The organism is Roseovarius mucosus DSM 17069, assembly GCF_000768555.3.
Taxonomy (GTDB): domain Bacteria; phylum Pseudomonadota; class Alphaproteobacteria; order Rhodobacterales; family Rhodobacteraceae; genus Roseovarius; species Roseovarius mucosus.
Genome location: NZ_KN293989.1, coordinates 23,795 through 47,130 on the forward strand (window position 1 = coordinate 23,795; position 23,336 = coordinate 47,130).

The 23,336-nt window shown below is 59.5% G+C and carries 26 protein-coding genes and 1 pseudogene; 9 read left to right on the forward strand and 18 right to left on the reverse strand.

Going from position 1 to position 23,336, the window contains the following annotated elements:
• Positions 1-229 precede the first annotated feature (229 nt).
• The 3 genes from ROSMUC_RS16740 (at position 230) to ROSMUC_RS16750 (ending at position 2,308) form a co-directional block, all read left to right on the forward strand.
• Complete coding sequence (locus ROSMUC_RS16740) at positions 230-1,282, forward strand: replication initiator protein A (protein WP_075571766.1); 1,053 nt, start codon at positions 230-232, stop codon at positions 1,280-1,282.
• 82 nt (positions 1,283-1,364) lie between these two features.
• Positions 1,365-2,033 carry a ParA family protein gene (locus tag ROSMUC_RS16745; RefSeq protein ID WP_037239034.1) on the forward strand — a complete coding sequence of 223 codons (669 nt, stop codon included), beginning with the start codon at positions 1,365-1,367 and terminating at the stop codon, positions 2,031-2,033.
• Positions 2,015-2,308, forward strand: a complete 294-nt coding sequence (locus ROSMUC_RS16750; RefSeq protein WP_037239032.1) for a hypothetical protein — start codon at positions 2,015-2,017, stop codon at positions 2,306-2,308. Before ROSMUC_RS16745 ends, ROSMUC_RS16750 begins: the two co-directional genes overlap by 19 nt.
• A gap of 152 nt (positions 2,309-2,460) precedes the next feature.
• Here ROSMUC_RS16750 and ROSMUC_RS16755 read toward each other — a convergent pair whose 3' ends face one another.
• From ROSMUC_RS16755 to ROSMUC_RS16775, 5 genes are read right to left on the reverse strand one after another with little or no spacing between them, the layout of a single operon-like run.
• Positions 2,461-3,639 carry an IS5-like element ISRssp10 family transposase gene (locus tag ROSMUC_RS16755; RefSeq protein ID WP_008281741.1) on the reverse strand — a complete coding sequence of 393 codons (1,179 nt, stop codon included), beginning with the start codon at positions 3,637-3,639 and terminating at the stop codon, positions 2,461-2,463.
• Between the two features lie 37 nt (positions 3,640-3,676).
• On the reverse strand, positions 3,677-4,978 hold the full coding sequence (locus tag ROSMUC_RS16760; RefSeq protein ID WP_237183600.1) for a TRAP transporter large permease subunit: 1,302 nt from the start codon (positions 4,976-4,978) through the stop codon (positions 3,677-3,679).
• Positions 4,929-5,441 (reverse strand): TRAP transporter small permease subunit, encoded by a 513-nt coding sequence (locus tag ROSMUC_RS16765; RefSeq protein WP_008282846.1) that lies wholly within the window; start codon positions 5,439-5,441, stop codon positions 4,929-4,931. Before ROSMUC_RS16765 ends, ROSMUC_RS16760 begins: the two co-directional genes overlap by 50 nt.
• 46 nt (positions 5,442-5,487) lie before the next feature.
• A complete protein-coding gene (gene lspA / locus ROSMUC_RS16770) occupies positions 5,488-5,997 on the reverse strand; it encodes a signal peptidase II (RefSeq protein WP_009824417.1) in 510 nt (169 codons plus the stop codon).
• Complete coding sequence (locus ROSMUC_RS16775) at positions 5,994-6,848, reverse strand: cation efflux transmembrane domain-containing protein (RefSeq protein WP_037275508.1); 855 nt, start codon at positions 6,846-6,848, stop codon at positions 5,994-5,996. The genes lspA (ROSMUC_RS16770) and ROSMUC_RS16775 overlap by 4 nt, the downstream gene beginning before the upstream one ends.
• A gap of 59 nt (positions 6,849-6,907) precedes the next feature.
• Here ROSMUC_RS16775 and ROSMUC_RS16780 point away from each other — a divergent pair, with 59 nt between their 5' ends.
• Together ROSMUC_RS16780 and ROSMUC_RS16785 are read left to right on the forward strand one after the other, a co-directional pair.
• Positions 6,908-7,255 (forward strand): ArsR/SmtB family transcription factor, encoded by a 348-nt coding sequence (locus tag ROSMUC_RS16780; protein WP_425442834.1) that lies wholly within the window; start codon positions 6,908-6,910, stop codon positions 7,253-7,255.
• 435 nt (positions 7,256-7,690) lie between these two features.
• A complete protein-coding gene (locus tag ROSMUC_RS16785; RefSeq protein WP_005613343.1) occupies positions 7,691-8,356 on the forward strand; it encodes a L,D-transpeptidase in 666 nt (221 codons plus the stop codon).
• A 39-nt stretch (positions 8,357-8,395) separates the two neighbouring features.
• On the opposite strand, the gene ROSMUC_RS16790 is transcribed toward ROSMUC_RS16785, so the two are convergent.
• Positions 8,396-8,665 (reverse strand): hypothetical protein, encoded by a 270-nt coding sequence (locus tag ROSMUC_RS16790; RefSeq protein WP_005613342.1) that lies wholly within the window; start codon positions 8,663-8,665, stop codon positions 8,396-8,398.
• Between the two features lie 169 nt (positions 8,666-8,834).
• Here ROSMUC_RS16790 and ROSMUC_RS16795 point away from each other — a divergent pair, with 169 nt between their 5' ends.
• Entirely contained in the window at positions 8,835-11,231 is a 2,397-nt protein-coding gene (locus ROSMUC_RS16795) for a heavy metal translocating P-type ATPase (protein WP_439570338.1), read from the forward strand.
• Between the two features lie 99 nt (positions 11,232-11,330).
• Positions 11,331-11,807 (forward strand): L,D-transpeptidase family protein, encoded by a 477-nt coding sequence (locus ROSMUC_RS16800; protein ID WP_008282841.1) that lies wholly within the window; start codon positions 11,331-11,333, stop codon positions 11,805-11,807.
• A gap of 3 nt (positions 11,808-11,810) precedes the next feature.
• Here ROSMUC_RS16800 and ROSMUC_RS21455 read toward each other — a convergent pair whose 3' ends face one another.
• Together ROSMUC_RS21455 and ROSMUC_RS21460 are read right to left on the reverse strand one after the other, a co-directional pair.
• Positions 11,811-12,032 (reverse strand): PhnE/PtxC family ABC transporter permease, encoded by a 222-nt coding sequence (locus ROSMUC_RS21455; protein WP_245875226.1) that lies wholly within the window; start codon positions 12,030-12,032, stop codon positions 11,811-11,813.
• A gap of 88 nt (positions 12,033-12,120) precedes the next feature.
• Positions 12,121-12,300: pseudogene (locus ROSMUC_RS21460) on the reverse strand (PhnE/PtxC family ABC transporter permease); the annotation flags it as partial.
• On the opposite strand from ROSMUC_RS21460, the gene ROSMUC_RS21465 reads away from it, so the two are divergent.
• Positions 12,215-12,586, forward strand: a complete 372-nt coding sequence (locus ROSMUC_RS21465; RefSeq protein ID WP_245875227.1) for a hypothetical protein — start codon at positions 12,215-12,217, stop codon at positions 12,584-12,586. The pseudogene ROSMUC_RS21460 and the gene ROSMUC_RS21465 sit on opposite strands and share 86 nt — an antisense overlap.
• On the opposite strand, the gene ROSMUC_RS16810 is transcribed toward ROSMUC_RS21465, so the two are convergent.
• Genes ROSMUC_RS16810 through ROSMUC_RS16820 form a run of 3 tightly spaced genes read right to left on the reverse strand, consistent with a single transcriptional unit; the run spans position 12,570 to position 16,104 of the window.
• On the reverse strand, positions 12,570-13,352 hold the full coding sequence (locus ROSMUC_RS16810; protein ID WP_008282839.1) for a phosphonate ABC transporter ATP-binding protein: 783 nt from the start codon (positions 13,350-13,352) through the stop codon (positions 12,570-12,572). The two genes, ROSMUC_RS21465 and ROSMUC_RS16810, sit on opposite strands and share 17 nt — an antisense overlap.
• Positions 13,349-14,224, reverse strand: coding sequence for a phosphate/phosphite/phosphonate ABC transporter substrate-binding protein (locus tag ROSMUC_RS16815; RefSeq protein WP_008282838.1), 876 nt, complete (start codon positions 14,222-14,224; stop codon positions 13,349-13,351). Before ROSMUC_RS16815 ends, ROSMUC_RS16810 begins: the two co-directional genes overlap by 4 nt.
• Positions 14,224-16,104, reverse strand: coding sequence for a cytochrome c peroxidase (locus tag ROSMUC_RS16820; protein WP_008282837.1), 1,881 nt, complete (start codon positions 16,102-16,104; stop codon positions 14,224-14,226). Before ROSMUC_RS16820 ends, ROSMUC_RS16815 begins: the two co-directional genes overlap by 1 nt.
• A 94-nt stretch (positions 16,105-16,198) precedes the next feature.
• On the opposite strand from ROSMUC_RS16820, the gene mntR reads away from it, so the two are divergent.
• On the forward strand, positions 16,199-16,669 hold the full coding sequence (mntR, locus tag ROSMUC_RS16825; RefSeq protein ID WP_005641374.1) for a manganese-binding transcriptional regulator MntR: 471 nt from the start codon (positions 16,199-16,201) through the stop codon (positions 16,667-16,669).
• A gap of 237 nt (positions 16,670-16,906) precedes the next feature.
• Here mntR and ROSMUC_RS16830 read toward each other — a convergent pair whose 3' ends face one another.
• From ROSMUC_RS16830 to ROSMUC_RS16855, 7 genes are read right to left on the reverse strand one after another with little or no spacing between them, the layout of a single operon-like run.
• Entirely contained in the window at positions 16,907-17,899 is a 993-nt protein-coding gene (locus ROSMUC_RS16830) for a cytochrome c oxidase assembly protein (protein ID WP_037275512.1), read from the reverse strand.
• Positions 17,896-19,833: a penicillin acylase family protein gene (locus ROSMUC_RS16835; protein ID WP_008282833.1), complete on the reverse strand. Its 1,938-nt coding sequence runs from the start codon at positions 19,831-19,833 to the stop codon at positions 17,896-17,898. Before ROSMUC_RS16835 ends, ROSMUC_RS16830 begins: the two co-directional genes overlap by 4 nt.
• Before the next feature lie 24 nt (positions 19,834-19,857).
• The gene (locus ROSMUC_RS21100) at positions 19,858-20,025 is read right to left on the reverse strand and encodes a hypothetical protein (RefSeq protein WP_008282832.1); all 168 of its coding nucleotides are present in this window, start codon (positions 20,023-20,025) and stop codon (positions 19,858-19,860) included.
• On the reverse strand, positions 20,025-21,596 hold the full coding sequence (lnt, locus tag ROSMUC_RS16840) for an apolipoprotein N-acyltransferase (RefSeq protein ID WP_050775788.1): 1,572 nt from the start codon (positions 21,594-21,596) through the stop codon (positions 20,025-20,027). Before lnt ends, ROSMUC_RS21100 begins: the two co-directional genes overlap by 1 nt.
• Positions 21,593-22,087, reverse strand: a complete 495-nt coding sequence (gene lspA, locus ROSMUC_RS16845) for a signal peptidase II (protein ID WP_008282830.1) — start codon at positions 22,085-22,087, stop codon at positions 21,593-21,595. Before lspA (ROSMUC_RS16845) ends, lnt begins: the two co-directional genes overlap by 4 nt.
• Complete coding sequence (locus ROSMUC_RS16850) at positions 22,068-22,853, reverse strand: ZIP family metal transporter (protein WP_008282829.1); 786 nt, start codon at positions 22,851-22,853, stop codon at positions 22,068-22,070. Before ROSMUC_RS16850 ends, lspA (ROSMUC_RS16845) begins: the two co-directional genes overlap by 20 nt.
• A gap of 22 nt (positions 22,854-22,875) precedes the next feature.
• Entirely contained in the window at positions 22,876-23,334 is a 459-nt protein-coding gene (locus tag ROSMUC_RS16855) for a DUF411 domain-containing protein (protein WP_008282828.1), read from the reverse strand.
• Positions 23,335-23,336: the final 2 nt, after the last annotated feature.

A 23,336-nucleotide genomic window follows, 5' to 3' on the forward strand; every position in this document is an offset into this window, starting at 1 on the left:
CTCTGCCTGAGAACTTGTGTGTTATATATGTGTTATAGAAGGTGTTACGAGAATCGCCATCTCCGCAACACACTGATTTCGTTGTTCTATTTCACTATATTTCAGCCTGCCGGTGTGTAGAGTATCGAAGAAAGGTGGGTAGACTATCGAAGAAAGGTGTGTAGAGTATCGAATAATGCACGCCTCTGGTGGGCAGACTGTCGAATAATGGTGGGTAGATTATCGAATAATGGCACGACCCCGGAAAAGAACAGCTTTGCTACCGCAGCGGCACACTGAGCCGGACCTGTTTGTCTGTGACATCTTGGATGCCACGCCCAAGAGTGACCGCGCCTCTATGGAACACCCCCTGTTTTCGCTTTCGGTCAAAAAGGACCTGGCCGCGTTCGAGTACGAACAAGGCAACGTGAAGGTGAAGATCACGCCAGCGGCTGAGGAAGGCCGTGCAAATGTCTTCGATAGGGATATTCTGATTTATGTTTTGAGCCAACTCATGGCCGCGAAGAACGAAGGTCAGGAGATCGGTCGTCGTGTCCGGATTTCAGCCCATGATCTGCTGAAGGCCACAAACCGCCATACTACCGGACAGGCCTACGCAACGCTTCGACGTGCCCTCACCCGTCTTCAGTTTACGCAGATCGAGACGAACATTCATGATCATGGCTTAGGCGAATGGCGTTCGATTTCATTCATCACCGACGCGCGGATCGTCAAGGAGGACTCCACAGGACGCCTTCTCAGCGTGGAACTGGAAATGGGTGACTGGCTCGTCAAGGCAATCGAGAACAAGAATGTGCTAACACTTAACAAAGCATATTTTCAGCTTCGCAAACCTTTGGAGCGGCGCTTGTATGAGTTGGCACGAAAGCACTGCGGAAAGCAGGATGTCTGGCGGATCGGGCTAGATAAGCTGCAACACAAGACAGGCTCTACATCTACAGCAAAAGAGTTCAAACGCCTTGTAAAGGCGATCTGCAGGGCAGATGAGGCTCAGTCCCACATGCCCGATTATCGCTTCAGGCTTTTGCATGATGTACTGGAAATTACTCCAAAGCCCGAGTTCCTAGAGATTTACGGCGATAGCCCATCGTTCGCCTCAGATGTATCGGTGCGTTTGTCTTCTGATGCCTACGATCAGGCTCGAAAGGCTGCTCCCACATGGGATGTCTATGCGCTTGAGCAGGAATGGCGGATGTGGATGAACGACCCACCACGTCACCCGGATGCCGCTTTTATAGGGTTTTGTCGGAAATGGTATGAGCGCAAGGGCAAGGCTCCATAACACTTAACAGATACCTGATATCTGTTAAGTGTTGACAGTTATTGGTTAAGGGTTAAGGGTTAAGGGAAAATGGAGGCAGGCCATGACGCAGGTTATCAGCGTAGTGCAAGAAAAGGGCGGCGCGGGAAAAACGACACTTCTGACGGCCATCGCAAGCCTGATGGTTCAGGATGGTGCAAGGGTCGCCGTGATTGACACAGACCCTCAGCGGCACTTGGAATCGTGGGCAAAAAAAGAACAGACCGATCTCGACTGGCTATACGAAGAAGATGACGAAAAGCTTCTGCCAACCGTCAAGGCATTGAAGAAGGCTGATCCGCCGTATGACGCAATCTTTGTGGATACAGCAGGCTTCAAGTCAGCAATGGCAATGCACGCCATCGCGGCCGCCAATCTCATCCTGATACCATCGAAGGCCAACGAAGCTGACGCCAAGGGAGCCAAGCGAACCTATTCACATGTTCAAAGTGTTGCTGAGACAATGGAAAAGGAGATTCCGGCCCTGGTCGTGATGATGGACGTGGATACACAAACAAACATCACGCAGGCCATTGTCGATGCCCTCGATGCCCAGAATGTGCCTCGGCTCAACGCTATGTGCGCGCACCGGACAGGGTTCAAGGAAATGACGTCTACAGGGCAAGCCCCACAAGGATCGGCGCGTCGGTCGGCTCAGTCGGTGCTGGCGGACTTGCAGGGCAGGGGCCTCATCAGTTTCTACAGGAGCGGGTCATGGCCAAAGTCAGCGTAAACCTCGATGATGATCTGGATGCTGACAACAGCTCGAAGAAGTTGAAGGCAATGGCGGCACCTTTGCCAAGTGTCAGCAAAGCAAAATCATCTGCGATGAAGGACGCCCCGCGTGTCCAGTTCTCTTTCACGAATGTGCCAGAACCCATCAAGGAAGCTTTTGCGGCAGAGGCAACGAGGCGCGGGCTTACTAAGAAAGAACTTTTGTATGAATGTCTTAGGGCCGGAGGTATCAACATCCCTGCAACTTCAGAGATAGATGGCCGCAGGCGATAACAGATAACAGTTATCAACGAGTGTTCTTTGATCTGATAGCTTAAGCTTAACAGGCTGCTGAAGAAGTCAGCCTTGAAGGACGTTATTCTTCCCCCACGGTTTGAAGGTGGCTCTTTGCGACTGCGGACGCCGGGTCGGGTTTGCCCCCTTCGTCAGGGGGCAAGGAGTTTCGGTAGTCTGGCCAGATTGCAGGCTGCCATGGTCATTGTGAATTGGGCGCGGACCCTGTCGAGGCCGCGATGAACAGTCTGGGCCATGCCGCCCACGGTCTTGGCCCAGCCAAAGGGTTCCTCGATCTTCTTCCGGCGCCGCTGTGACAAGGCATAACCGGGATGCTGGGTGGTTCGCCCGTCGATTGCGGAACTCCGGGCCTTCTGCGCGACATGTGGCGTCACAACCATGCGCCTGAGTGCGGCAACAAAGTTGGCGCTGTCATATCCCTTGTCTGCTCCAAGCGTCAGGCGCCGGGTCGAGCCAGGGGAGTGTCGGTTGATCATCTCGAGGGCCGCCTTGCGCTCGCCGTAACCATCGGCATGGGTCAAATCGGCCTGCACGATCAGCCCGTTGCGGTTCTCCATCAGCGTATGTCCCATGAAGCACAATGTCGCCGCGGCACCCGGTGCCTTCTTGTAGAGACGGGCATCGGGGTCCGTCACAGAGATGTGGGTTGCGTTCGAGCGCTTCTGGCCCCGGAAGTTCACTGCGGCGTTGCGGATATGGCGGGGCGTGTCGGGCATCGGCTGCGTTTCTGTCTGCTGGGGCTGCGGTTCGGTGTTTGCGAAGGTCGCGTCGGCCGGTGGTGGCGGTCCGCCAGGATCATCGTCATGCGGTGGCGGCGCGCTGTTCCTGGGCTGAAAGCTCTTCATGGACGCCCACGCCTTGACCAAAGTGCCGTCTACCGAGAAGTGTTCATCCGAGAGGAGCGGACGGACCTCCGGGTGCGCCAGGATCGCCGCCATCAGCTTGCGCGACATGTCGGTCGTCAGCAGCCGATCGCGGTTCTTGGTAAACACCGTAGGAACCCAGACCGGATCGTCGATGCCAAGGCCGACGAACCACCGAAACAGCAGGTTATAGTTCATCTGTTCCATCAGCTGCCGTTCCGAGCGGATCGAGAACAGGAGCTGAAGAAGGCTCGCACGGATCAGTCGCTCCGGCGCGATGGAGGGGCGGCCAAAATCGGTGTAGAGCGCGGCGAACTCGGCATCCAGGCTGGCCAGCGCGTCATTGACGACCCGACGGATCAACCGCAGCGGATGACGATCCGGAACCCGCTGCTCAAGATCAACATAGCTGAACAGCGACCCGCTTGCCTCGTCCGTCCCACGCATCGCCACCTCCTGCTGCCGCTGCCATGCCGGAAGTGAATCATGTTCTCATAACCGCGTCGAGGGCCGACTTTTTCAGCAGCCTGTTAGGTGCCGCCATCTTGGCAAAGAATAGGGCATAGCCGAAGGGAGGCGTCAGAAAAGACGTCTGCAAGGCCAGTGCTATCAGGCCAGCGATCCAGATTTGCGCAAAGTAGGCAGAGCCGACGTGATCTGCGAAGTCGAGTTCCGAAAAGATCGGCATCAACACTGGTACAAAGACCAGCAGCACCTCGATCCAGTCAAAAACAAACCCAAGTATGATGATCACGCCAAGGAGGATCGCCAACAGTTCCCACCGGGTGAGATCGAATGCGGATATCCACTCGAAGATGACGTCCGGTCCACCGACCAGGTGGAAACTAAGCGAGAATACCGATGCGCCCAATACGATGAAGTAGACCATCGACGTCATCGTGCTTGTCTGCACCGTGACAGAGTTCAACGATGAGAAAGACAAGCGCTTTCGCGCCAGCGCGACCAATAGCGCGCCAAAAACCCCTACTCCAGCCGCCTCTGTTAGTGTCGCAAAGCCCAGAATGATGCTGAGCGGAATGGATGCGATGACCGCGACAGACGCGAGTACAAACAAGAGGTCTGACACAAGATTGGTCTTGGGTGTGTCCAGCGGGATTTCGACCGTTTTTCTCAAGGTGACCGCAAAGTAGACCGCGAAGGCCATGACCATCAGAAGCACAGGTACGATGAGGGCCACATACATCAATCCGATGCGCAGATAGAACACGTTCGAGATGAAGAACAGCATCACGGCTGGCGGGAACACGACACCCAATGCTCCAGAAGCTGCGACAGCGCCTCCTGCGGTTCGCGGTGCGTAGCCCGACGCCATCATCGGGGCATAGGCCACCAACGCCACAGTTATGACGGAAGCACCGATCACCCCGGCGGCGGGCGCAAGAACGAGGCCGATCAGCAAAGTCGCAATGGCGTAGCGACCGGGAACGCCTGTCAGAAGACGCCCCAGCAAGCGAAACATGGTTTCGGCAATCCCGCTGGCATTCAGGATCAGACCAAGAAAAATCAACATTGGAACGCTGGTGAATTGGACTGATTCATTGGTCAGTACACCACGGGCCCTCAGGTAGATCAGCCCCAGATGCTGAAAATCAGTGATCCCCACCCAAACCGCAGCGACAAACCCCAAGAAGCCTGTCCCCGCGAGCACCAGCGCCACCGGAAAGCCACTGAAAACCCCAATCGCCATCACGACAAGCATGGCAACCGTGAGGACCTCATTCACCATTGTGCAGGCCGCTTGCTTGTTCCGGTGCACCTTGCGCACGTCTCCCTGTCAGAAAGGCGATGTTGCGAAGGGCTACGATCATCCCGGCAAGAGCCAGCAGGATGGGGCCGATGACCCCGGCAATGCGTTGTGCCCACAACTGGGTTTCCGCGTATTTCGTGGTGCGCATCAAACCGTCCCATCCGTAGTAGGTCAGGATGGCGGCGAGCGGCAGAAGGACAAAAAGGCCGCCAATCAGTTCGATCCAAGCAATGCGGCGGGCGGACCAATGTCTGCGAAGAACATCAACGCGCACGTGACCGTCGCGCAGATAGGTATACCCAAAGGTCAAGAAAATTAGGATGAACAGCAGTGACGTGGACAGGTCCGGCAAATAGCTCGACACGCCAAGTTGTAGCTTGCGATCCAGCATCTGAAGCGCGCCATAAGCAGCAATCGAAACAACTGTCAGCCACGCAGTCACGACGCCGATGCCGCGAATGCCACGGTCAATCCAATCCAAAAATCTCAAGCCGAATTCCCTCCCAAAGTTCTTTGCCTGTTAGCTGTTATCCCCCCGTGACATCTCCCTTGCGATTGTCTTGTTCCCGATTTTCCGGCCTGACTTTCGAGGTGCGAAAGCTGTCCCAGAACAGCAATGCTGCCCCACAAAAGATCGCCACGTCAGCCAAGTTGAAGGACGGCCAGTGGTATGACCCGTAATGGAAGTCGAGAAAGTCAGGGACGGCCTGATAGCGCAGACGGTCAAGGATATTGCCAAGCGCGCCTCCGATGATCAGACCGAGCGCCGCACCTGTCAGCCCGTCCGGAGCCTTCCATAGCCAGATCAGCAGCCATGCCACGACCACGGCAGCAAGTGCGACCAGACCCCACCAGGGTACGACCCCGCCGAGCATACCGAAGCTGACCCCATCGTTCAAAACCCGCACGAGGTTGAGAAAGGGCAGAACCTCGACCCCGTTCTCAAGCGCCGGGGAGTTCAGGGCAAGAGCCTTGGTGCCCTGATCAACACCAAACGCGGCGATGGCGCAAAGCCCACCGAGAACGCGGCTGTTCATGCCACCGCCTTCAGATCGGCCCGCGCGTCGCGGATGATCGCCCATGACGAGTGCAGGAACAGTCCGGCGATCCCGAACGCGACGATAAGATCGGGCCAAGCGCTGCCCAGCCAAACCACTAGCCCAGCGGCGATAACGACTGCGGCGTTGCCGATGGCGTCGTTACGCGAGAAAAGCCAGACAGCGCGCATGTTCGCATCGCCCTTGCGGTACCGCAACAACGGCAGCACGGAGATGACATTTATCACAAGAGCAATCAGGCCCAGAATCCCCATCAATGTGGCGTCTGGGGTTGTCGGCTCGAATGCCCTTATGATGGTCGTGCTAAAGACCCCAAGGCCAAGCAGGCCGAGAAAGATGCCCTGGATCAGGGCAGAGCGTGCCCGCCAGAGAAGGCTCCATCCGATGGCAAGAAGCCCCAAGAAAGTGATCGCGCCATCGCCGATGAAATCCAGCGCGTCGGCCTTCACCGCCTGTGACCCGGCAATAAACCCACCAATCATTTCCAGAACGCCGTAACCGACATTTAGAATCACGACGATCCAGAGCGCGCGGCGGTAGCCCGGGTCCTGATGGGCCGCACTTTGCTGAAGGTCCTCGTCGCTCTCGATGCGGTCGAACCCATATCCCGTTGTCTCAACGGCTTTTTCAATCTCCGGCAGGCTTGCTTCAGGGACTTTCAGAGTCATGATATGGGTCGCCGCTGATACTTTCACTGCGTCGGGCGCGACACCCGCAGACTGCGCCGCCCGCTCGATCTGGGCGGCATCCTTGGCGCAATCCATTCCGGAAACCCGGTAACGGACGGGCGACGTATCTGCTGTCGATCCGGTGCTTTCGGTGTTGGCCATCGGTGCAATACTCCTGCTAAAGTGGATCAAGTTCAAACATATCAGCAAGGAGTGATATGATGCAAGTCTTCGCCGATCGCAATGCTGCGGCCGCTGGCATCGAGCGTAGGGCAAAGCTCTTTCGCGGTCTTGCCGACCCGAGCCGACTGGCGATACTGGGCGTGCTGTGTGAAGGACCGTTGGTTGTTCACGAGATCGTCAAACGCACAGGGCTATCGCAGCCCAACGTGTCAAATCATTTGCGATGCCTTCTGGATTGCGGACTTGTCGCCAGCGACCGCGATGGGCGCTTCATTCGCTACCGGATCAGCAGTCCGCGCATAGCAGCTCTTTTAAATGATGTAGACGCCCTGCTTGATGTGGTCGCAGAAGGTGTTGGGGCTTGTGACAATTATCGCGAAGCGTGAACGATAATATCCCAATGCACGTCATCACGACCACTTCCGCGTGAGGCAAAATTTTATATGGGGCTTGCTGCCAAACGTGTTGAAAAGACCCATTATTGAAAGCGCTCAATTTAACTGCTCGGCATAGCGAGTTAAGGATCACAATTGAAGCGAAGATCAAGACGAGGCCCGGCATCGTGGCAGTAGCCTGGTTTCACCCCACAGATCGTGACAGCGCTTAGACTGATAAAGAAACGAACGGGCCCGAAGTATTACCGAGATCGTCTGGCATCAAAATTTCTCTTGAACCTCTAGTAGCTTTAGGAGTTAAGCCACCGACATAGAACGGCACCATGGAGCAAGTTGCCAATAACGCCTCACTCTTTCCCGGGCGAACAACACTGCGTTCGGGGTAAGGTTCGGTTTGCCGTCCAATGCGTGAACGGAGCAATCTATATGCTGACAAGACGACACTTCATCCAGACGACTGCCGCATTGTTCTCGGCGTCTATCTCGAGTCCGCTCCTCGCTGACACCTGGCCCACTGAAGCGGAAAAGGCGGCTTGGGATGCACAGATTACACCGCCGGGCTATAACCCAGCCACATCAAACCCGTGGGGCCTGCACCCGCGCTTTCTGCCGCAGCGGGTTATAACTAAAGATGGTCTTGTGGCCGGTGACATCCATGTCGATGCTGTCGCGCGCTATCTTTACCATATCGAGGAAGGCGGCACGGCGATGCGCTATGGCGTAGCGATTGCTCGTGGCAAACTTTATGAGCCAGGCGTCTACACGATCAAGCGCAAGGTCAGGTGGCCGCATTGGCAGCCAACACAGAACATGATTGACCGCGACCCGGAGCTCTATGCCGACATCGCTGACGGTATGGAACCCGGACCTGAGAACGCGCTCGGGTCACGGGCGCTTTATCTCTATGTCGGGGACCGAGACACCTATCTGCGCATCCACGGTACACCACAGCCGCGAAGCATCGGCGGCCGAGCCAGTTCCGGTTGCGTCCGGATGGTCATGGCGCACATAAACGATCTGTATCCGAATGTGGAGATTGGCTCGACGGCGTTCCTATATTCGGCCGAGGACAGCGTGACTCCGCAGAGTTGACCCAAGCCGCGCCGTCAATCCGACGCTTGGACGCGTCAATCAGGATTGGCGTGCGACGCAGATGGGATTGCCGCCTGCCGATCGCAACGGGACCAAGGTCGTTTCCACCGGCCCACTATGGGCATACCAATAGCAATTATCTTCGGGACGTAGCCGTGCCGTGATGAGATCCTGGTCGGGTGCAGCGAGGGCTGCGACAGATTCTGGAACATTGCCGATCCTGAATGGATCGTTGTCTTCCTTAGAAGGCACCGCGCAGCCAGCCAGGGCCAATGTTGCAACCATGATCACCGCATATTTTTGAAGCATATCTATCTCACTCTTTGGCAGGTCAGCCGCGTCCTCAGACTTAGCGGCGCGTTTCAAGGTTCCGCAGGTCTGTGTCCTTATTTGACCAAGTTTCTGTTTTTGCTCTTGAAGCTCTAGTTACTGTAGGGGCTATCTCAATGTGGAATGAACGAATCCCGAGGTCAATCCCATGTCTTCCAATGGCCACCGCCACGACCACAAGCACAGCTCTGACTGCAGTCACGATCATGGTGATGATCACAAACATGCGAGCGTAGTTCCCCACTCTCATGGAAAAGGTGCTGCGTGCTGCGGTGCTGGAGCCAACACGGGACCGGCACAATCCATCCCCTCGAATGGGCGAAGTTTTCAAGTTTCCGGTCTAGATTGTGCCGAAGAGGTGGCAATCCTGAATAGGGTGGTCGGTCCAAAAGTCGGCGGGACTGAGCATCTGGCGTTCGATGTCATCAATGGTCGGATGACGATTCTGGATACCGCAGTCGGAATTTCGGACAACGAGGTTTCGCAACTGGTCGCGAGTACCGGCATGAGCACAAAACCGTGGGACGCCGACAACGCAGCAGAGGATCAGGCCGCGCATCTGGCACGTCAGAAGCGCTTTACCTCGTTGAGCGGCGGCTTCTGGGCGGCGGGATTCCTTTTTCACATTGTCGAGACCGGCATGGGCGGCGCGCTCGGGCTCTTTGCGGGGCATGGCGAGGTGCCTATGCCTATGGCGGAAGCAGGGATCTTCGCCGTCGCGATCCTCTTTGGGGTCTGGCTGGTTGCGCCCAAGGCATGGTCTTCGGCGCGGCGACTTTCGCCAGACATGAACCTACTGATGGTGGTGGCCGTTGCAGGAGCCATCGGGCTCGGCGAATTCTTCGAGGCCGCGACGGTCGCGTTTTTCTTCTCTTTGTCGCTCTATCTTGAGAGCTGGAGTGTCGGTCGCGCACGCAACGCGGTTTCATCTCTCCTCGACCTCGCGCCGCCTACGGCTCGGGTTCTTTACGACGACGGATCGGAAGCCGACGTTCCGGCCGCTGCCGTGGCAGTCAATGCAAGGTTTATCGTGCGCGGCGGCGACCGGATCCCTCTCGACGGTGAAGTCGTGGACGGGGCAGGGGCCGTCGATCAGGCTCCTATTACCGGCGAAAGCGCACTGGTGCCCAAGGAGCCCGGCGACGAGGTCTATGCCGGCACTATCAACGGCGAGGGCACACTGACGGTGCGGGCGACCAAAGCCGCCTCGGACACGGTGCTGGCGAAAATCATTCGCATGGTGGGCGATGCCCATGCCCGTCGTGCGCCGGTCGAGCAGTGGGTCGCGAAGTTCGCGCGCATCTACACACCCATTGTGATGGCTCTGGCGATCGCCATCGCGCTGGTGCCGCCACTGCTGCTCGGCGGCGCCTGGGACTACTGGTTCTACAATGCTCTGGTCCTTCTGGTCATCGCATGTCCTTGCGCGCTGGTCATTTCTACGCCGGTTTCTATCGTGGCGGCGCTGACCGCGTCGGCACGGGCGGGGGTGCTCATCAAGGGCGGCGCCTATGTCGAGGCGCCGGGGCGGACCACGGCACTGGCGATGGACAAGACCGGGACGATCACCATGGGCGAGCCTGAGGTGGCGGCGGTTCACCCCCTGGTCGGCGTTTCCGCACGCGATCTCATGGCGCTGGCAGCAAGTCTGGAGGCGCGGTCTTCACACCCGCTGGCACGCGCCATCCTCTCGCGCGCCGAAGCCGATGGTGTTTCCGTGTCTGCCGCAGAGGACACCCGCACCGTGCCCGGGCGCGGTCTGGAAGGACGCGCCGACGGGCGCGCTATCTGGCTCGGCTCGGATCGCTTCGCCGAAGAGAAGGGGTTCGGCAATGCCATTCCGGCGGATCTGCGGGACCGGATCGAAGGGGCAGGGAGCACCCTCGTTGCCGTGGGTGACGAGACCGGCGTGACCGGCGTACTGGAGCTTCGCGACCGCATCCGCCCAGATGCAAAGGGGATCGTTGCGCGCCTACACGCGCAGGGCGTGAAGACAATCGTCATGCTGACCGGCGATAACGAGCGCACCGCGCGTGCAGTGGCGGCCGAGGTCGGCATTGACGAGGTGCGTGCCGATCTCTTGCCAGAAGACAAGGTGACGGCCATCGAGGAACTGGTGGCAACCCACGACATGGTGGCGATGATCGGTGACGGCGTGAACGACGCACCGGCGATGGCGCGGGCGCATTATGCCATCGCCATGGGGGCTGTCGGTTCGGACGCGGCCATCGAGACGGCCGATATCGCGCTGATGACCGACGATCTGGCTCGAGTGCCGTGGCTGATTGCTCACTCTCGCCGGACAATGACGATTATCCACCAGAATATCGGTATATCGCTGGCAACCAAGGCGCTGTTCGTCGGGCTGACCGCGTTCGGGATGGCCTCGATGTGGGGCGCCATCGCTGCGGATGTAGGCGTATCCCTGTTGGTGGTCGCCAATGCGCTGCGGCTTTTGAACGGGCATCGGATCAAGGACGGGCCTTCGGGCGGTGAACCGGTGGGCGAGCAGATGGCGAAGGGAGCACTGGCGCACGGTCATTGATCCGACGTCTTCGTTAGAGTAACCTCTGGCACCAACAGACCTCGCAAAAAGGGGCGTCGAGCAGTGACAAACACCAGATTTCCACGGCGCGCCTTTTTGATGGGCGGATTTGCCGCCTTCCTGTCAGGCTGTGCCAGCAAGTTCCGGTCGTACAACGGACCCGAAGTGACTCGGCTGCGCATGTACAAGGGACAACGACTGCTGGTTCTTGATGGGGCGGATGACGTCTTGCGGACCTATCCCATCGGATTGGGCTTCGCGCCCGAGGGCCACAAGCAGTTCGAGGGGGACGGACGGACGCCGGAAGGCTCCTACGAGATTGACCGGCGCAACCCGGACAGCCTCTTCCATCTCTCCATCGGCATTTCCTATCCCAACGAGGCTGACATCGCGTTCGCGGAGGCGCAAGGAAAGTCGCCGGGTGGTGACATTTTCGTCCACGGCGGACCGCGCAAGGGGATCGACCCAATGAATGTCCGCGACTGGACGGCAGGCTGCATCGCTGTCACGGACCGCCAGATCGAGGAAATCTATGCCATGGTCAGGGACGGGACCCCGATCGACATCTATGCCTGAGGATCAGGTGAAACGGCGCCGCAGCGTGACGTTGATCGCCTCGATGGCGATGACCATGACGACGACCGCAATCGTGACGCTGGCGGCCTTGTCGTACTGGAAGGAACGCACGTAGGTCTGGATGTAGAAGCCGATCCCGCCCGCGCCGACTATGCCGAGGATCAGGGACTCTCGCAGGTTTAGTTCGAACCGGAAGATCGTGTCGCGGGCGACGACCGGCGCCATCTGCGGCCAGATCGCATGTCTGAGCCGCACGACGCGGCCCGGCGCCCGCGCTTTCCAGCGCGGCGATCGGCGCGCGGGGCACGCCGTCGATCGCCTCGGCATAGAACTTGGCGAGCATCCCCGTTGCATGAAAGGCGACCGCGATGATGCCGGGCAGCGGCCCGAGCCCGACAGCGCCCACCATGAGCATGGCCACGAGGATCAGCGGAATTGCCCGGATGAAGGCAAGCAGCGTTCGGATCGGTCGGAACACCGCACGCGATACCATCGTTTCGGAGGCGAGGATGCCGAGGGGAACGGACAGGATCACAGCACCGAGGGTGCCGAGGATCGCGATCCTCAGCGTTTCCGCGCTGCCCTTCCTGATCTCGGCCATCACCGTCGGGTCAGGCGGAACCATCCGGCCGAGGAAATCGGCAATGCGCGGGCCGGCCGACATGAGACGCGACAACTCGACATCGGTCGTCGCGAAGGACCACACGATCGCGGCGGCGATCAGACCGCTCGTCGCAAAGCCGCCAAACCCGCGGAACGCCATCAGGACACCGCCCTGAGGCCGATACCGGGGATTGGCTCAACCTCCCGATAGAGCTCCGCTGTCGCATCATCGTTCAACTCGGAGGTCGGTACATCGAAGGCGATCCGCCCATCCCGCATGCCGATGATGCGCTGCGCGAAACGCCGCGCCAGGTCGGGCTGGTGCGAGGAAAACAGCGCCGTTGCGCCGCGCGCTTGCGCCGCCCCGGTCAGCAGCGCCAAGACCTCCCCAGCGCGGGTGGGGTCGAGGTTGCTCACCGGCTCGTCGGCGAGGATCAGCCGTGGCTCCTGCGCGAGACACCGCGCAATGGCCACGCGCTGCCGCTGGCCGCCGCTGAGACTGTCGACCCGGCGTTCGGCGAGATCGGCAATGCCGCAATCGGTGAGGGCTGTGCGCGCAATGTCGAGATCATGTGGCGTTGGCGACCCCAGCAGGGCGCGCAGGGGCGCCATCCGGCCTAGGCGGCCGTTCAGCACGTTGCGCAGAACCGTGGAGCGTTCGACCAAGGCGAATTCCTGAAACACGAAACCGGTATCAGGTCGGCTTGCGCGCGGCGGCGGTTGGTCGGGATCGAGCGGCGCACCCAAGACTGAAACGCGCCCGCGCCAGCCCTGAAGCCTGCCGTCGAGCAATGCCAGCAGCGTTGTTTTTCCTGCCCCGGACGGGCCGAGCAAAGCGACGCTTTCGCCGGTCGAAATTGTAAGCGAGACCCGCTCCAGCGCCGGAACACTCCCGCCCGGATGGGCAAAGTTCAGGTCGTCGATCCGGATCGCAATGTTCATTCCAGGAGCCCATATCGCCGTGCCATGTCGCGCACGCCGCCATAGGCGGCGGAGTCGGCCCTGACATAGCCGTCCGGCCCGTAGAGATAGCGCAGCTTGTCGCGGTTCTCAGGTTCGTTGAGCTGCAGCATCGCGTTGGTGAAGCGGTCTTGCACCTCGGCATCCAACCCGGGTCGCGCGATCACGACATGGCTCGGGATTGGCGGGCTTTCCGCGATCCATGTCACCTGTGCCTGCTGCTGCGGCGTCAGGAGCAGGTCCGCATACTGGCTGGCACCCGCGGCGTCGACCAGACCTTCGGCCATCGCCTGCATGGCCTGCTGATAGCCGCCTGCGAAGAAGACGCGGCCGAAGAATGCCTCCGCCGCGCCCGGACCGTCGATCAGCCCAGCCTCGACGAATTCGGCGAGCGGATAGAGATAACCAGATTCCGAGATCGGATCGGCAAAGGCGATGTCGCGCCCGCGCAGGTCGGCAAGCCCTGCGATGCCACTATCGCGCCGGACGAAGATGCGACCCGTGTAGCTCGGCGCGTCGCGGTAGACCTCGGACAGGAGTGGCACGGCACCGATCTCGGCCTCGGCCAGGACGAAAGGCAGGGCGCCCATGAAGGAGATATCCGCGTCGCCATTGCGCAGCGCCTCGACCGCTGCCGCATGGTCGATGGTAACAAACCCTTCGACGGGGACGTCGATCTCACTAGCCAGCCAGCCGGTGATGGCTTCAATGTCGCCCAGGAGCTTCTCGGGGTTCTCCTGCGGGATGAAAGCCAGCCGCAACGCAGTGTCCTGCGCGGCCAGCGGGGTTGCGAGCGATACTGCGCCCGCAGCGGCCAGCGCCAACATCGTTCTGCGGTTCATATGGATCGCCATCAGAATGCCCTCTCTTCGATTGCGTCGGCTTCGGACTTGAACGCGGTCCAGCTTGTTTCGGCAGCCACCCAGTCATCAGTACGAACGGCGTCACCAACCTCGGCCAGACGTTGGGCCAACGCGTAGACTTCAGGCCGCGCAGCCAGGTTCGACATTGTGCTGGCGTCCGCCGAAAGGTCCGCGGCCACGGTGTCGGTCAGCAGCAGGATATGTTTTGCATCCCGCTGCGGCAGCAGCGTATCAAGCGTCGAGGCGAAGGTCGTCAGTTCGGAGAATGCCAGCCGGAAGGCGGTGTTCTCGGCGTCGAATGCCTCATAGGGCTCGTCCGCTGCGCCCACGGTCTCCAGATAGGCCGTCAGGTCGGCCCGTTCCGCTCCGGTCAGGCCGAGCGCTTTCGATTCGTCGAACCAGTCCACGACAGCGGCCAGGGTCGGCAGCGACCCGTCGTGGAAATAGGGCGCGGTGTAGACGGTGCCGAGCAGCGTGGGTGTATCCATCGCACCGGTGCGGGCGCCATCGTAGGCCAACGCAACCGAGCCGATATCATGGGCCTGCCGGTCCAGGAAGTTCGTGTCCGGGACGTGGCAGCTGGAGCAGGAACGGTCGCCGAGCGCCGCGAAGGGTGTATTGAAGATCGCTTCGCCGCGCTGCGCTGCCTCGGGAGCGGCTTCGGTCAGCTGACCATCCGGTGTCAGCATGGAGTTGGGCAGGAAGTCGAATTCGAGCATGTAGGCGAGCAGAGCATCCAGCATGAAGGGCGTCGGTTCATCGCCGCCGAACTCGTTGACGATGACGTTGCGGGTGAAATCGCGCAAGGAGGCGAAGCGGCCATCGCGGCCGTAGGGCCCGGTGAAGCGCAGGCCACGGAGGCTGGGGATGTCAATCGGATCATCACGCCGGTCATTGAAGATCGGGTTGAAGAAGGCGCCATCGACATCGATCGCGCCTGGTTGATGGCTCGCACCCGGAATGAAAAGCCTCTGGTTAACGTCCGATCGGTTGTGACAGGTCGAACAAGCGACCCCGAGACCCTGCGCCGGATTGCCAAAGATTTGCGCGCTGTCGAATAGCATGTCGCCATAGGCCACCAATGGCAGGTCGGTCTCGTCGATGCCCTGCTCCTCGAAATTGAGGACGAGGCGCGGCAGCGGATCCTGATCGAAGATGTCAGACCCCGGCGGCAGGCTAGGCGGCACCTCGATGGTGCGGCCACTCAGGACAACAGTTTCCGGCAGCGCGCTCAGCGTCCGGCGCGGCGCGAAATCGTCAACGAGGTAATTCTCGGCGAGATAGAGGGAGATGACTTCGCGCGCGGCTTCCATGGTTTTGCGACTCGCGGGTGTGGCACCAGCACCAAGAACACCGGCGGAACCTGTGCTGCTGTTGAGTTCCAGCCAGGCGAGGCCGATGCGTCTCGAAGCGTCGGGATCAGCAGCCGCGATACCGTCCGCGAACGAGCGATAGAGTTCTCGGGCTGTCCGCACGGCCTGCTGCGCACGTGCAGGGTCGTCGGCCATGACTGCTCGGTCCAGTTCCTCGTCGATCCGGCGCGCGATCAGCCGCGTCGCCTCGGCAAAGACCGCCTGGCGGTCTTCGCGAGTGATGGCGTCCAGAAGGGGGGCGGGTCCGATGTCGCTGTTGCCGTCCAGCCATGCCAATGCACCAACAGAGAATTCCGAACCCCGGTAGGGTTCGGCCCAGGCGGTCCCGACGTCATCCCAAGGCAGCGGTTCGAGATTTCCGAGGAAGAGAGTCAGCCGGTAGGCCGCCGCCTCGGGAAGCCATGGAGCCTCCTTGGCAGGCGTCGCAGCGACAGGTCCGGACAGGACGAGCGCACTTGCGAGTGCGACAATGAACGCTCCAAGGAATTTCTGAATCACCGTGGTCTCCCAACTTCAAAGTTAGCCACGGCTAATTTATCTACCCTATGCAAACAAGTTGTCAATCCTGCAGTTTCCCTGCAAAGTCCCAAGTATGACAAAGCTGCAATCACAGGAACATGAACCGTTCGAAACTGTCGACAGGGCTCCCGAAGCACAGGCTGAGGGATTCGCGACCGTGCGTCAGGCACATGAGAGCGAAATGGCGGAAGATTACGTTGAACTGATCGCCGAACTGATCGAGTCGCGCGGAGAGGCAAGGCCGGTGGAAATCGCCGAACGGTTTGGAGTGAAGCCGCCGACCGTGACCAAGAACATCTCGCGACTCAAAGCTGCTGGCCTGGTGCGGCGGGAACCTTACCGCGCCATATTCCTCACGGATGCCGGTCGGGAGTTGGCCGAGGCCTGCCGCCGGCGGCACAGGATCGTCGTCGCGTTTCTCCTCAGCCTGGGAATCGACGAAGAGACTGCGGAACGCGATGCGGAGGGGATCGAGCATCACGTCAGCACGACCACGCTGGAGGCCTTCGAACACGCCCTCCTGCAATCTGAGAGCGGCAAGTAGCGCAGCATCAAGTTCTCGCGAAATTCAGCAAAGCAAGACTCAGGAGGCGGCGGCGTCAGCAGTCAAAGGCTGGTGGGTCTGTTCTGATGGTCAACTTTAGTGCAGAAAATCGTTCGTGTCCTCTGAGCTTGGCCAGCCCGAGATAGTGTGCCCAAAATCTCTGACTGCGACGACGGTGCAGCGAAAATGTCGATCGCGGGAAAAGACGTGGGTACAACCTTTGATTTGCTCCTCTGTTCAAAGCGCATAGACAATAGTCACCACCGTCGTCATGACGATGAAGAACATGACCAAGGCGCCTATGGCGAGCGTCCGGCCCATGTCGCGGTTTGGCTTTGCCACTTTCAGACGCAATTCTTCGGCCGTTTCCGGAAACTCGAGCGCCGCGGAGTTCGAGCCTCGCACCAACTCGTATCGTGAATTCCAGCGACGCACCTCGGCCGCGTTCCACCCGTTCATGACCAGAATGATCGCGGCGATCATCAGCATCGAGGACGGGACCCAGATCGTGTAGCCACCCATGGTTTCGTCGGACAGGGGATCGAGCAACCCGGTTCCCGCCGTTTGGTAGGAGGCATAGAGGCTCACCTCTTTGAGTGTCGTCAAGGAACCCAGAAAAATGTTTGAAACGATCACCGCAAAACCGGAGATCAGCCTTGCGCCGCGCCTCGCGCCCTCAGGGGGATCTCTCGGGTCGAAGAGCATGCCGAAATACCAGATCCCTGCCAGCACCATCGCAAAATGGGCGAACACCTCGATCGCCGCGATGCGCTGCGCAAGTCCGTAAAGCACTGGAATCTGCCAGATAAAGAGCGACGTGATGAGCGCGGCAGTGGCGGTTACCGGATGTGCCAAGAGCCCCAAAGTAATAGATTTTCCAAGAGCGCCGAGGTATCGACGCCACCGTCTGTTCAAACCGGCTTGCAATAGTCGCCACGGCTGAGAGACCGCGATGAGTAGTGGTCCTGCAAGGCGAAGGAGAAGATGCTCCACTTGGTGCACCGAAAAGAGGCTGTGCCCCAACGAAGCCAGAGGCGCATTCGTGGCCGCGAGAATACAGGTCAAGCCAGCGAAGAACAGAGCTTGCCGCCAAACAGAAACCGTCCCGCGAATGCGAGCGGATCGCGCGAGGCCGCGCACGTAGAACCATGCGGCCAAACTGACGGAAACAAGGGACACTGGCGAAATCGCATATCCAAACGGGTCGAAATTAAGGAAGTAGGTGATCATTGGCTCCTGTCATGTTGTATTGCTGGCCCATCGACGGACACTGGTGAAAGTCGAGATGTTCCCACTGCGCCACCTTGGGCCAAGGACAGATCAGTGGACATCGGAAGGTATTTGCCCTGCATCCACATGGGGAAAAGGTTTTCATAGAAACGTGAGAGCGGGTGGCCGGACTGACCGGCGGGCGCGATGAAATAGGATCCGGCTTCTTCCGAAAACGACATGACCGCCTGAAAATTGGTGCCCGCGCTGGTCGCGAACGGGCGGTCATTGTCAGAAGTGAACAGTGTTGCAATCAGTGTGTCGGGATCGCCGGAAGATGGGGCTTCGAGAGACAGCAGATCGCTGATGATCCCGCTCGATCGGATTGGTGCCCACCCCATATTCAAAGCGTGTGCTTCGCCCCAGGCCCAGGCGGACGGATCGGGTCCGTAGCGGTCGACAAGCCAGCCGATGGCATCATCCAGGGCCGCACGAACCTGATCCTGGCAGGTCTCGATGCGGGTAGACGGGCGGATGTCGCACCAGATTGCGCTCCCTCCGCGATCTGAAAGCACCGCAAATAGGACATCGGGATTTGGCCTGGCCCAGACCTTCGTCGCGGATGGAAATTCATCCTGAAGTATTCGCTTTTGCAACGCGCGCGCCCAGGCCCAGAACACGAGCGGCTCCGGTGAAAAGCGATCCATGTCGCCATTCCATTGGGCAAGTTGATCCAGAATATCGCCGCGAAGCTCATCTGCGCGGTTCTCTTCGAGAGCACCTGTGGAACCCACGAACCAAAGCTCTTTTGCCATTATAGGAAGAAGCGCCCGCGCGGCAGCGCTGACCGTGTCGCGCTGCACCGTAATCGCGCCCTCGACCGAGAATATCGGCTGCCGCTCATCAAGAGCAGCCAGACGGGCGTCTCGAAACGATAAAGGAGTTTCGACCTCCCTGTCAGGCCAGCGAGCAAGGGTTTCTCGGTCGATCGCAAGAATCTCCAATCCGGCTGGTGACAGGTTCATGCATGCGTCCATAGCATCGTTCACATCGGCGGACCGCGCCAGACGGTCAAGCATCATCAGAAAATTGCTGGCCTGCGCGGCCGTGGGATTCTCTGGCTCTTTAACGGCTTTCTGGGACACAGATCGGAACGCCCAAGCGACGCGTTCGCTGCGACCGACGACAATGAAGGGCACACCCGGCAATGTAGCCCCAATCGCGGCTCCGGTCGGGAGTTGAATATCCGCCAGGTACCATTCAGAAGGCAGCGATAAGGGGCCACGTATATCGGCGGCGAGAATTGGTGCTCCGGTAGCTGTTCTGTCTCCAGGCAACGCCCAAGCATCGAGGCTGACCTTGGGCGAGGTCACAAACAGCTCGGGCAAAAGAGGTCGATCCGACGGGATCGGTAGATCTGACAAGCCGGACAGGTCATTCTGCCGTCTCTCGGGTTGAAGATCGTTCAGAAACGCTTGGGCAAGTCTGAGACTATCGACGGGTCTCCAGGCTGCGATCATTCTCTCATCCGCGATCAACAGATCGGGTGAGCCTCTGCCGCGCCCGCCTTCGGACACCAGGCCAAGCCACGCGTTGACACCTGCGGCATATGCGTCGAGCGCTTGGGCTGTCGAAGGCTCAACTTCGATCGTCCGGTCAAGTGGCATCAAGGCTTGCGCTGCCCGCCTTGCCCTCAATAACTGGCCAAGCCTGTCCTGAGCGTGAACGAAACCAAGCGCGAAATAGGCGTCCGGAGCGGAGTCTGCAGAAATGTGCGGTATGGCCGCAGCATCTCGCAGAATATCGACTGGACCTTCGATACCCGCAACACTGAAATCCTCGTCATAGTCGGGGACGGAGGCGCGCAAAAGAAAGTAGACGACACCGGATACGGTCAGTCCTAATGCAAAAACCGCCAGGAGCAAGTACAGTAATATGTTGAATAGTCGTTTCAATTCGTTGCCGGTGCCAAAGTAATCTCAAGACGTGATGCGCAAGAGGATCACCGAGGCGAAAAAAGCGAGCAGGCCGAAAGCAATACCGAAGCTTGTCGCGTATTGAAGTATATCCAGGCGGTTCCCTTTCCGCCGTTGCGCCAGATAGCCACCCCAGAGCGCCCCTCCGACAAAGCCTGCGAGCACCAGCATCACGATTCCTCCGATTTTGATTTTTCTGAATTGAAACGTCGTCTGACCAATCCGACGGTAAAGGCTAGAGCCCAGACCGCACAGATGAGCGCCAGCGATGTCCAATCACCGAAACGTGCGTAAGGTGTGGGCGCAAGCGCTGTCGGCAGGCTGGCATCTATGACTCCAGTTTGTCCGGTCTCGAGGCGCGCGATGATCTCTCCCTTGGCGTCGATGATCGCGGAAATCCCGGTGTTGGCCGCCCGGACTACAGGAAGCCCTTCTTCGACCGCGCGCATGCGCGCGGAGGCGAGGTGCTGCTCGGGTCCGATGCTGGTCCCGAACCAGGCATCATTTGTGGCGTTGAAAATCCAGTCGGGGCGAAAAAGGTCATCGACTACCTGGCCCGGAAAAATGATTTCGTAACAGATCGCCACCGCGACCAGAGGCGCACCCGGGATCGCCAGCGTGCGTGGCCCTGGTCCTGGCGTGAAATCACCCAAACCTTCGGTCAGCCGCTCGATCGGCAGCCAGCCTCTCAGGGGCACATATTCCCCGAACGGAACAAGATGATGTTTTGCATATCCCGTCAGAATTTCGCCGCTGCCGTCATAGGCTTGAACCGTGTTGAAATATCGGGTTCCCCCATCGCCCTCTACGCGGTCAGGCACGCCTGTCAAAAGGATCCTGCCGTCTGGCAGAACCGTGGATAGCCGCCTACGCGCCAAGGCGTCCTCGTCCAGAAAACCGGGAAAGGCCGTTTCCGGCCACAGCAACAGGTCGAAGCGTCCAGGTTGCGCCGACAAGCCCAAATATTTCTCCAGCGTTCGCTCGCGGCTGCCCGGTGCCCACTTCTCGACTTGCGGCACATTGCCTTGGACGATGCGCAAAGCGCTGTCCGTCGGAGGCACATTCGTCCCTAAACGCAGCGCGCCGCCACCCCAGAGGCCCATCACCACAACGGCGAAGAGCACGAGAACAGGCACGCGTCTGTTTGGTGCCGCCACAATCAACACACCGGGCAACAGCCCTATAAAGACCGTGAGAAAGCTCAGCCCATAGCTTCCTACCCAGGCGGCGGGTTGGCGCAGAGCGGCGTGTTCGACAAGGGCATAAGCGGCAAGGTTCCAGGGAAACCCTGTCAGGACATGACCACGCAGCCATTCTGCGGCAACCCAGCAGGTTGCAAGCAGAAGACCTGCCGTAGTGTCGCCGACAGCACGGCGCTGCATGATGGTGGCAAATAACATCGCCGCAATCGCCGGGAAAATGGCCAGTCCGGCGGACAGTCCCGCGACTGCCGGGATCGCAAGGGCACCGAAACGTTCGGAATCGACGTAAAAGCTCTCGGCGATCCAGGAAACTCCAAACCCGAACTGGCCCATTCCGAAGACCCAGCCGATGAAGAAGGCAGGCGCTGTCGAAACCTGCCGGAGGACGAGAAAGAGTGCTGAGAAGGCGACTGGAACAACGATGAGCCATGAGAATGGTGGAAGGGTTAAAACCGTTAAACCGCCCGCTGCAAAGCTAATCCCTGATCGCAGGGGAATGTAACGGCCACGACCCGTCAGTGGTCGCAAGCCCGCCATCATGTGCCTGTTTTCAACTTGGCGCTCAACCAAGGGGCTATGAGCAGTAGGCCCACGCCACTGACCACGAAAACATCCGCCATGTTGAAGGCGGGCCAATGCGTGGATCCGACATAGAAATCGAGGAAGTCCGTCACACTCCGAAACCGGATGCGGTCGAGGACGTTGCCGAGCGCGCCACCGATAATCGCACCATAGGCGATAGCCTCAACCGGGTTGGCAGTGCGCACCAACATGACGGTCAACCAGCCGCAGACAGCGAGGGCCAACGCCGTAAGGCTCCACCATGGCGCGCCACCAAGTAATCCGAATGTCACGCCATCGTTGCGCAGGTAGATGAGATTGAAACCGGGAAAGACCGGAATTCCGGCGCTCAAATCTGCCGCATTGGCGACGACAATTGCTTTTGTCACCTGATCGACAAGAAAAGCAGTTCCAGCCGCAATGAAACCTTGGAAATGGGTCAGTTTCATCTCATCCTCCCAGCCATACATCGAGGAACAACATGATCACGAGGCCGGCTGCGAGACCGAGTGTCGCCCTGTTTTGATGGCCTGAACGGTGGGTTTCGGGAATGATTTCGTGGCTGATGACGTAGAGCATCGCCCCGGCGGCGAAGGCGAGCCCCCATGGCAACAGCGGCTGCGAGATGCTGATGATCCCAGCCCCAAGAAGCCCGCCTACCGGCTCGACAAGACCTGTCAGGGCGGCAATCCCCCACGCACGGCGCCTGGAATAACCCTCACCAAGCAATGAGACCGCTACGGCGAGACCCTCGGGAGCGTTTTGCAGCCCGATGCCAATCGCAAGCGGCAAGCCACCAGACAGACCGTCAGCCCCAAACCCGACACCAACGGCGAGTCCTTCGGGGAAATTGTGGATCGTGATCGCAATGATGAAGAGCCAGACGCGGCGCAGCGAAGCAGCGTCTGGGCCTTCCCGCCCCGTCTTGAAATGCTCATGCGGCAGCCATTCGTTCATCAGAGCGACCGCGCCCATGCCAAGCAGGATCGCAACACAAACGATGGCCGCCGGGAGAGCACCGTTGTCGAACTGTCCTTCGGCTGCATCGAGAGCCGGGATGATCAGCGAGAAAAACGAGGCCGCGAGCATGACACCCGCTGCGAAGCCAAGTAGCAGATCGCGTGTAGCCCGGGATGGGATGCGCCCGAAAAGAACGGGGATCGCCCCGACCGCGGTCAGCGATCCGGCGGCCAGGCTTCCAAGAAAGCCAAGGGTAATTGGGGAGAAGGGTTCCAAGCGCTGAGGTCTCGCCGATACGTCAGTCAGCGGCCGAATAACTGCTAAAGATCTCGGTCGATCCATCGCCGCGGATCAGGAAGACCTCATAAGCCTCACGATCGTCTTCCGGTCCCATGCCCGGCGATCCATAGGGCATTCCGGGCACCGCCAACCCCACTGCATCTGGACGCTCATCCAACAAACGCTGAATGTCTGATGCCGGTACATGTCCTTCGATCACGTAGCCGTCGACCAAAGCCGTATGGCAGGAGACCATGCGCTGAGGCACGCCATTGTCGAGTTTGAAGCGCACAAGAGATCCCCCGAACATGTCCTCGCCTGTCGGCGCGAATCCGCTTTCCTCGAGGTGCTTCATCCAGGACAGACAACAGCCGCAGCCGTTTGTCTTCCGGACATCAATCTGGATCGCATCGGCGACAGCTTGCGCCGCGGGGAACAAGGCCAGCGTGACTGCAAGGGCGAGAGCCAGTCGTTTCATGG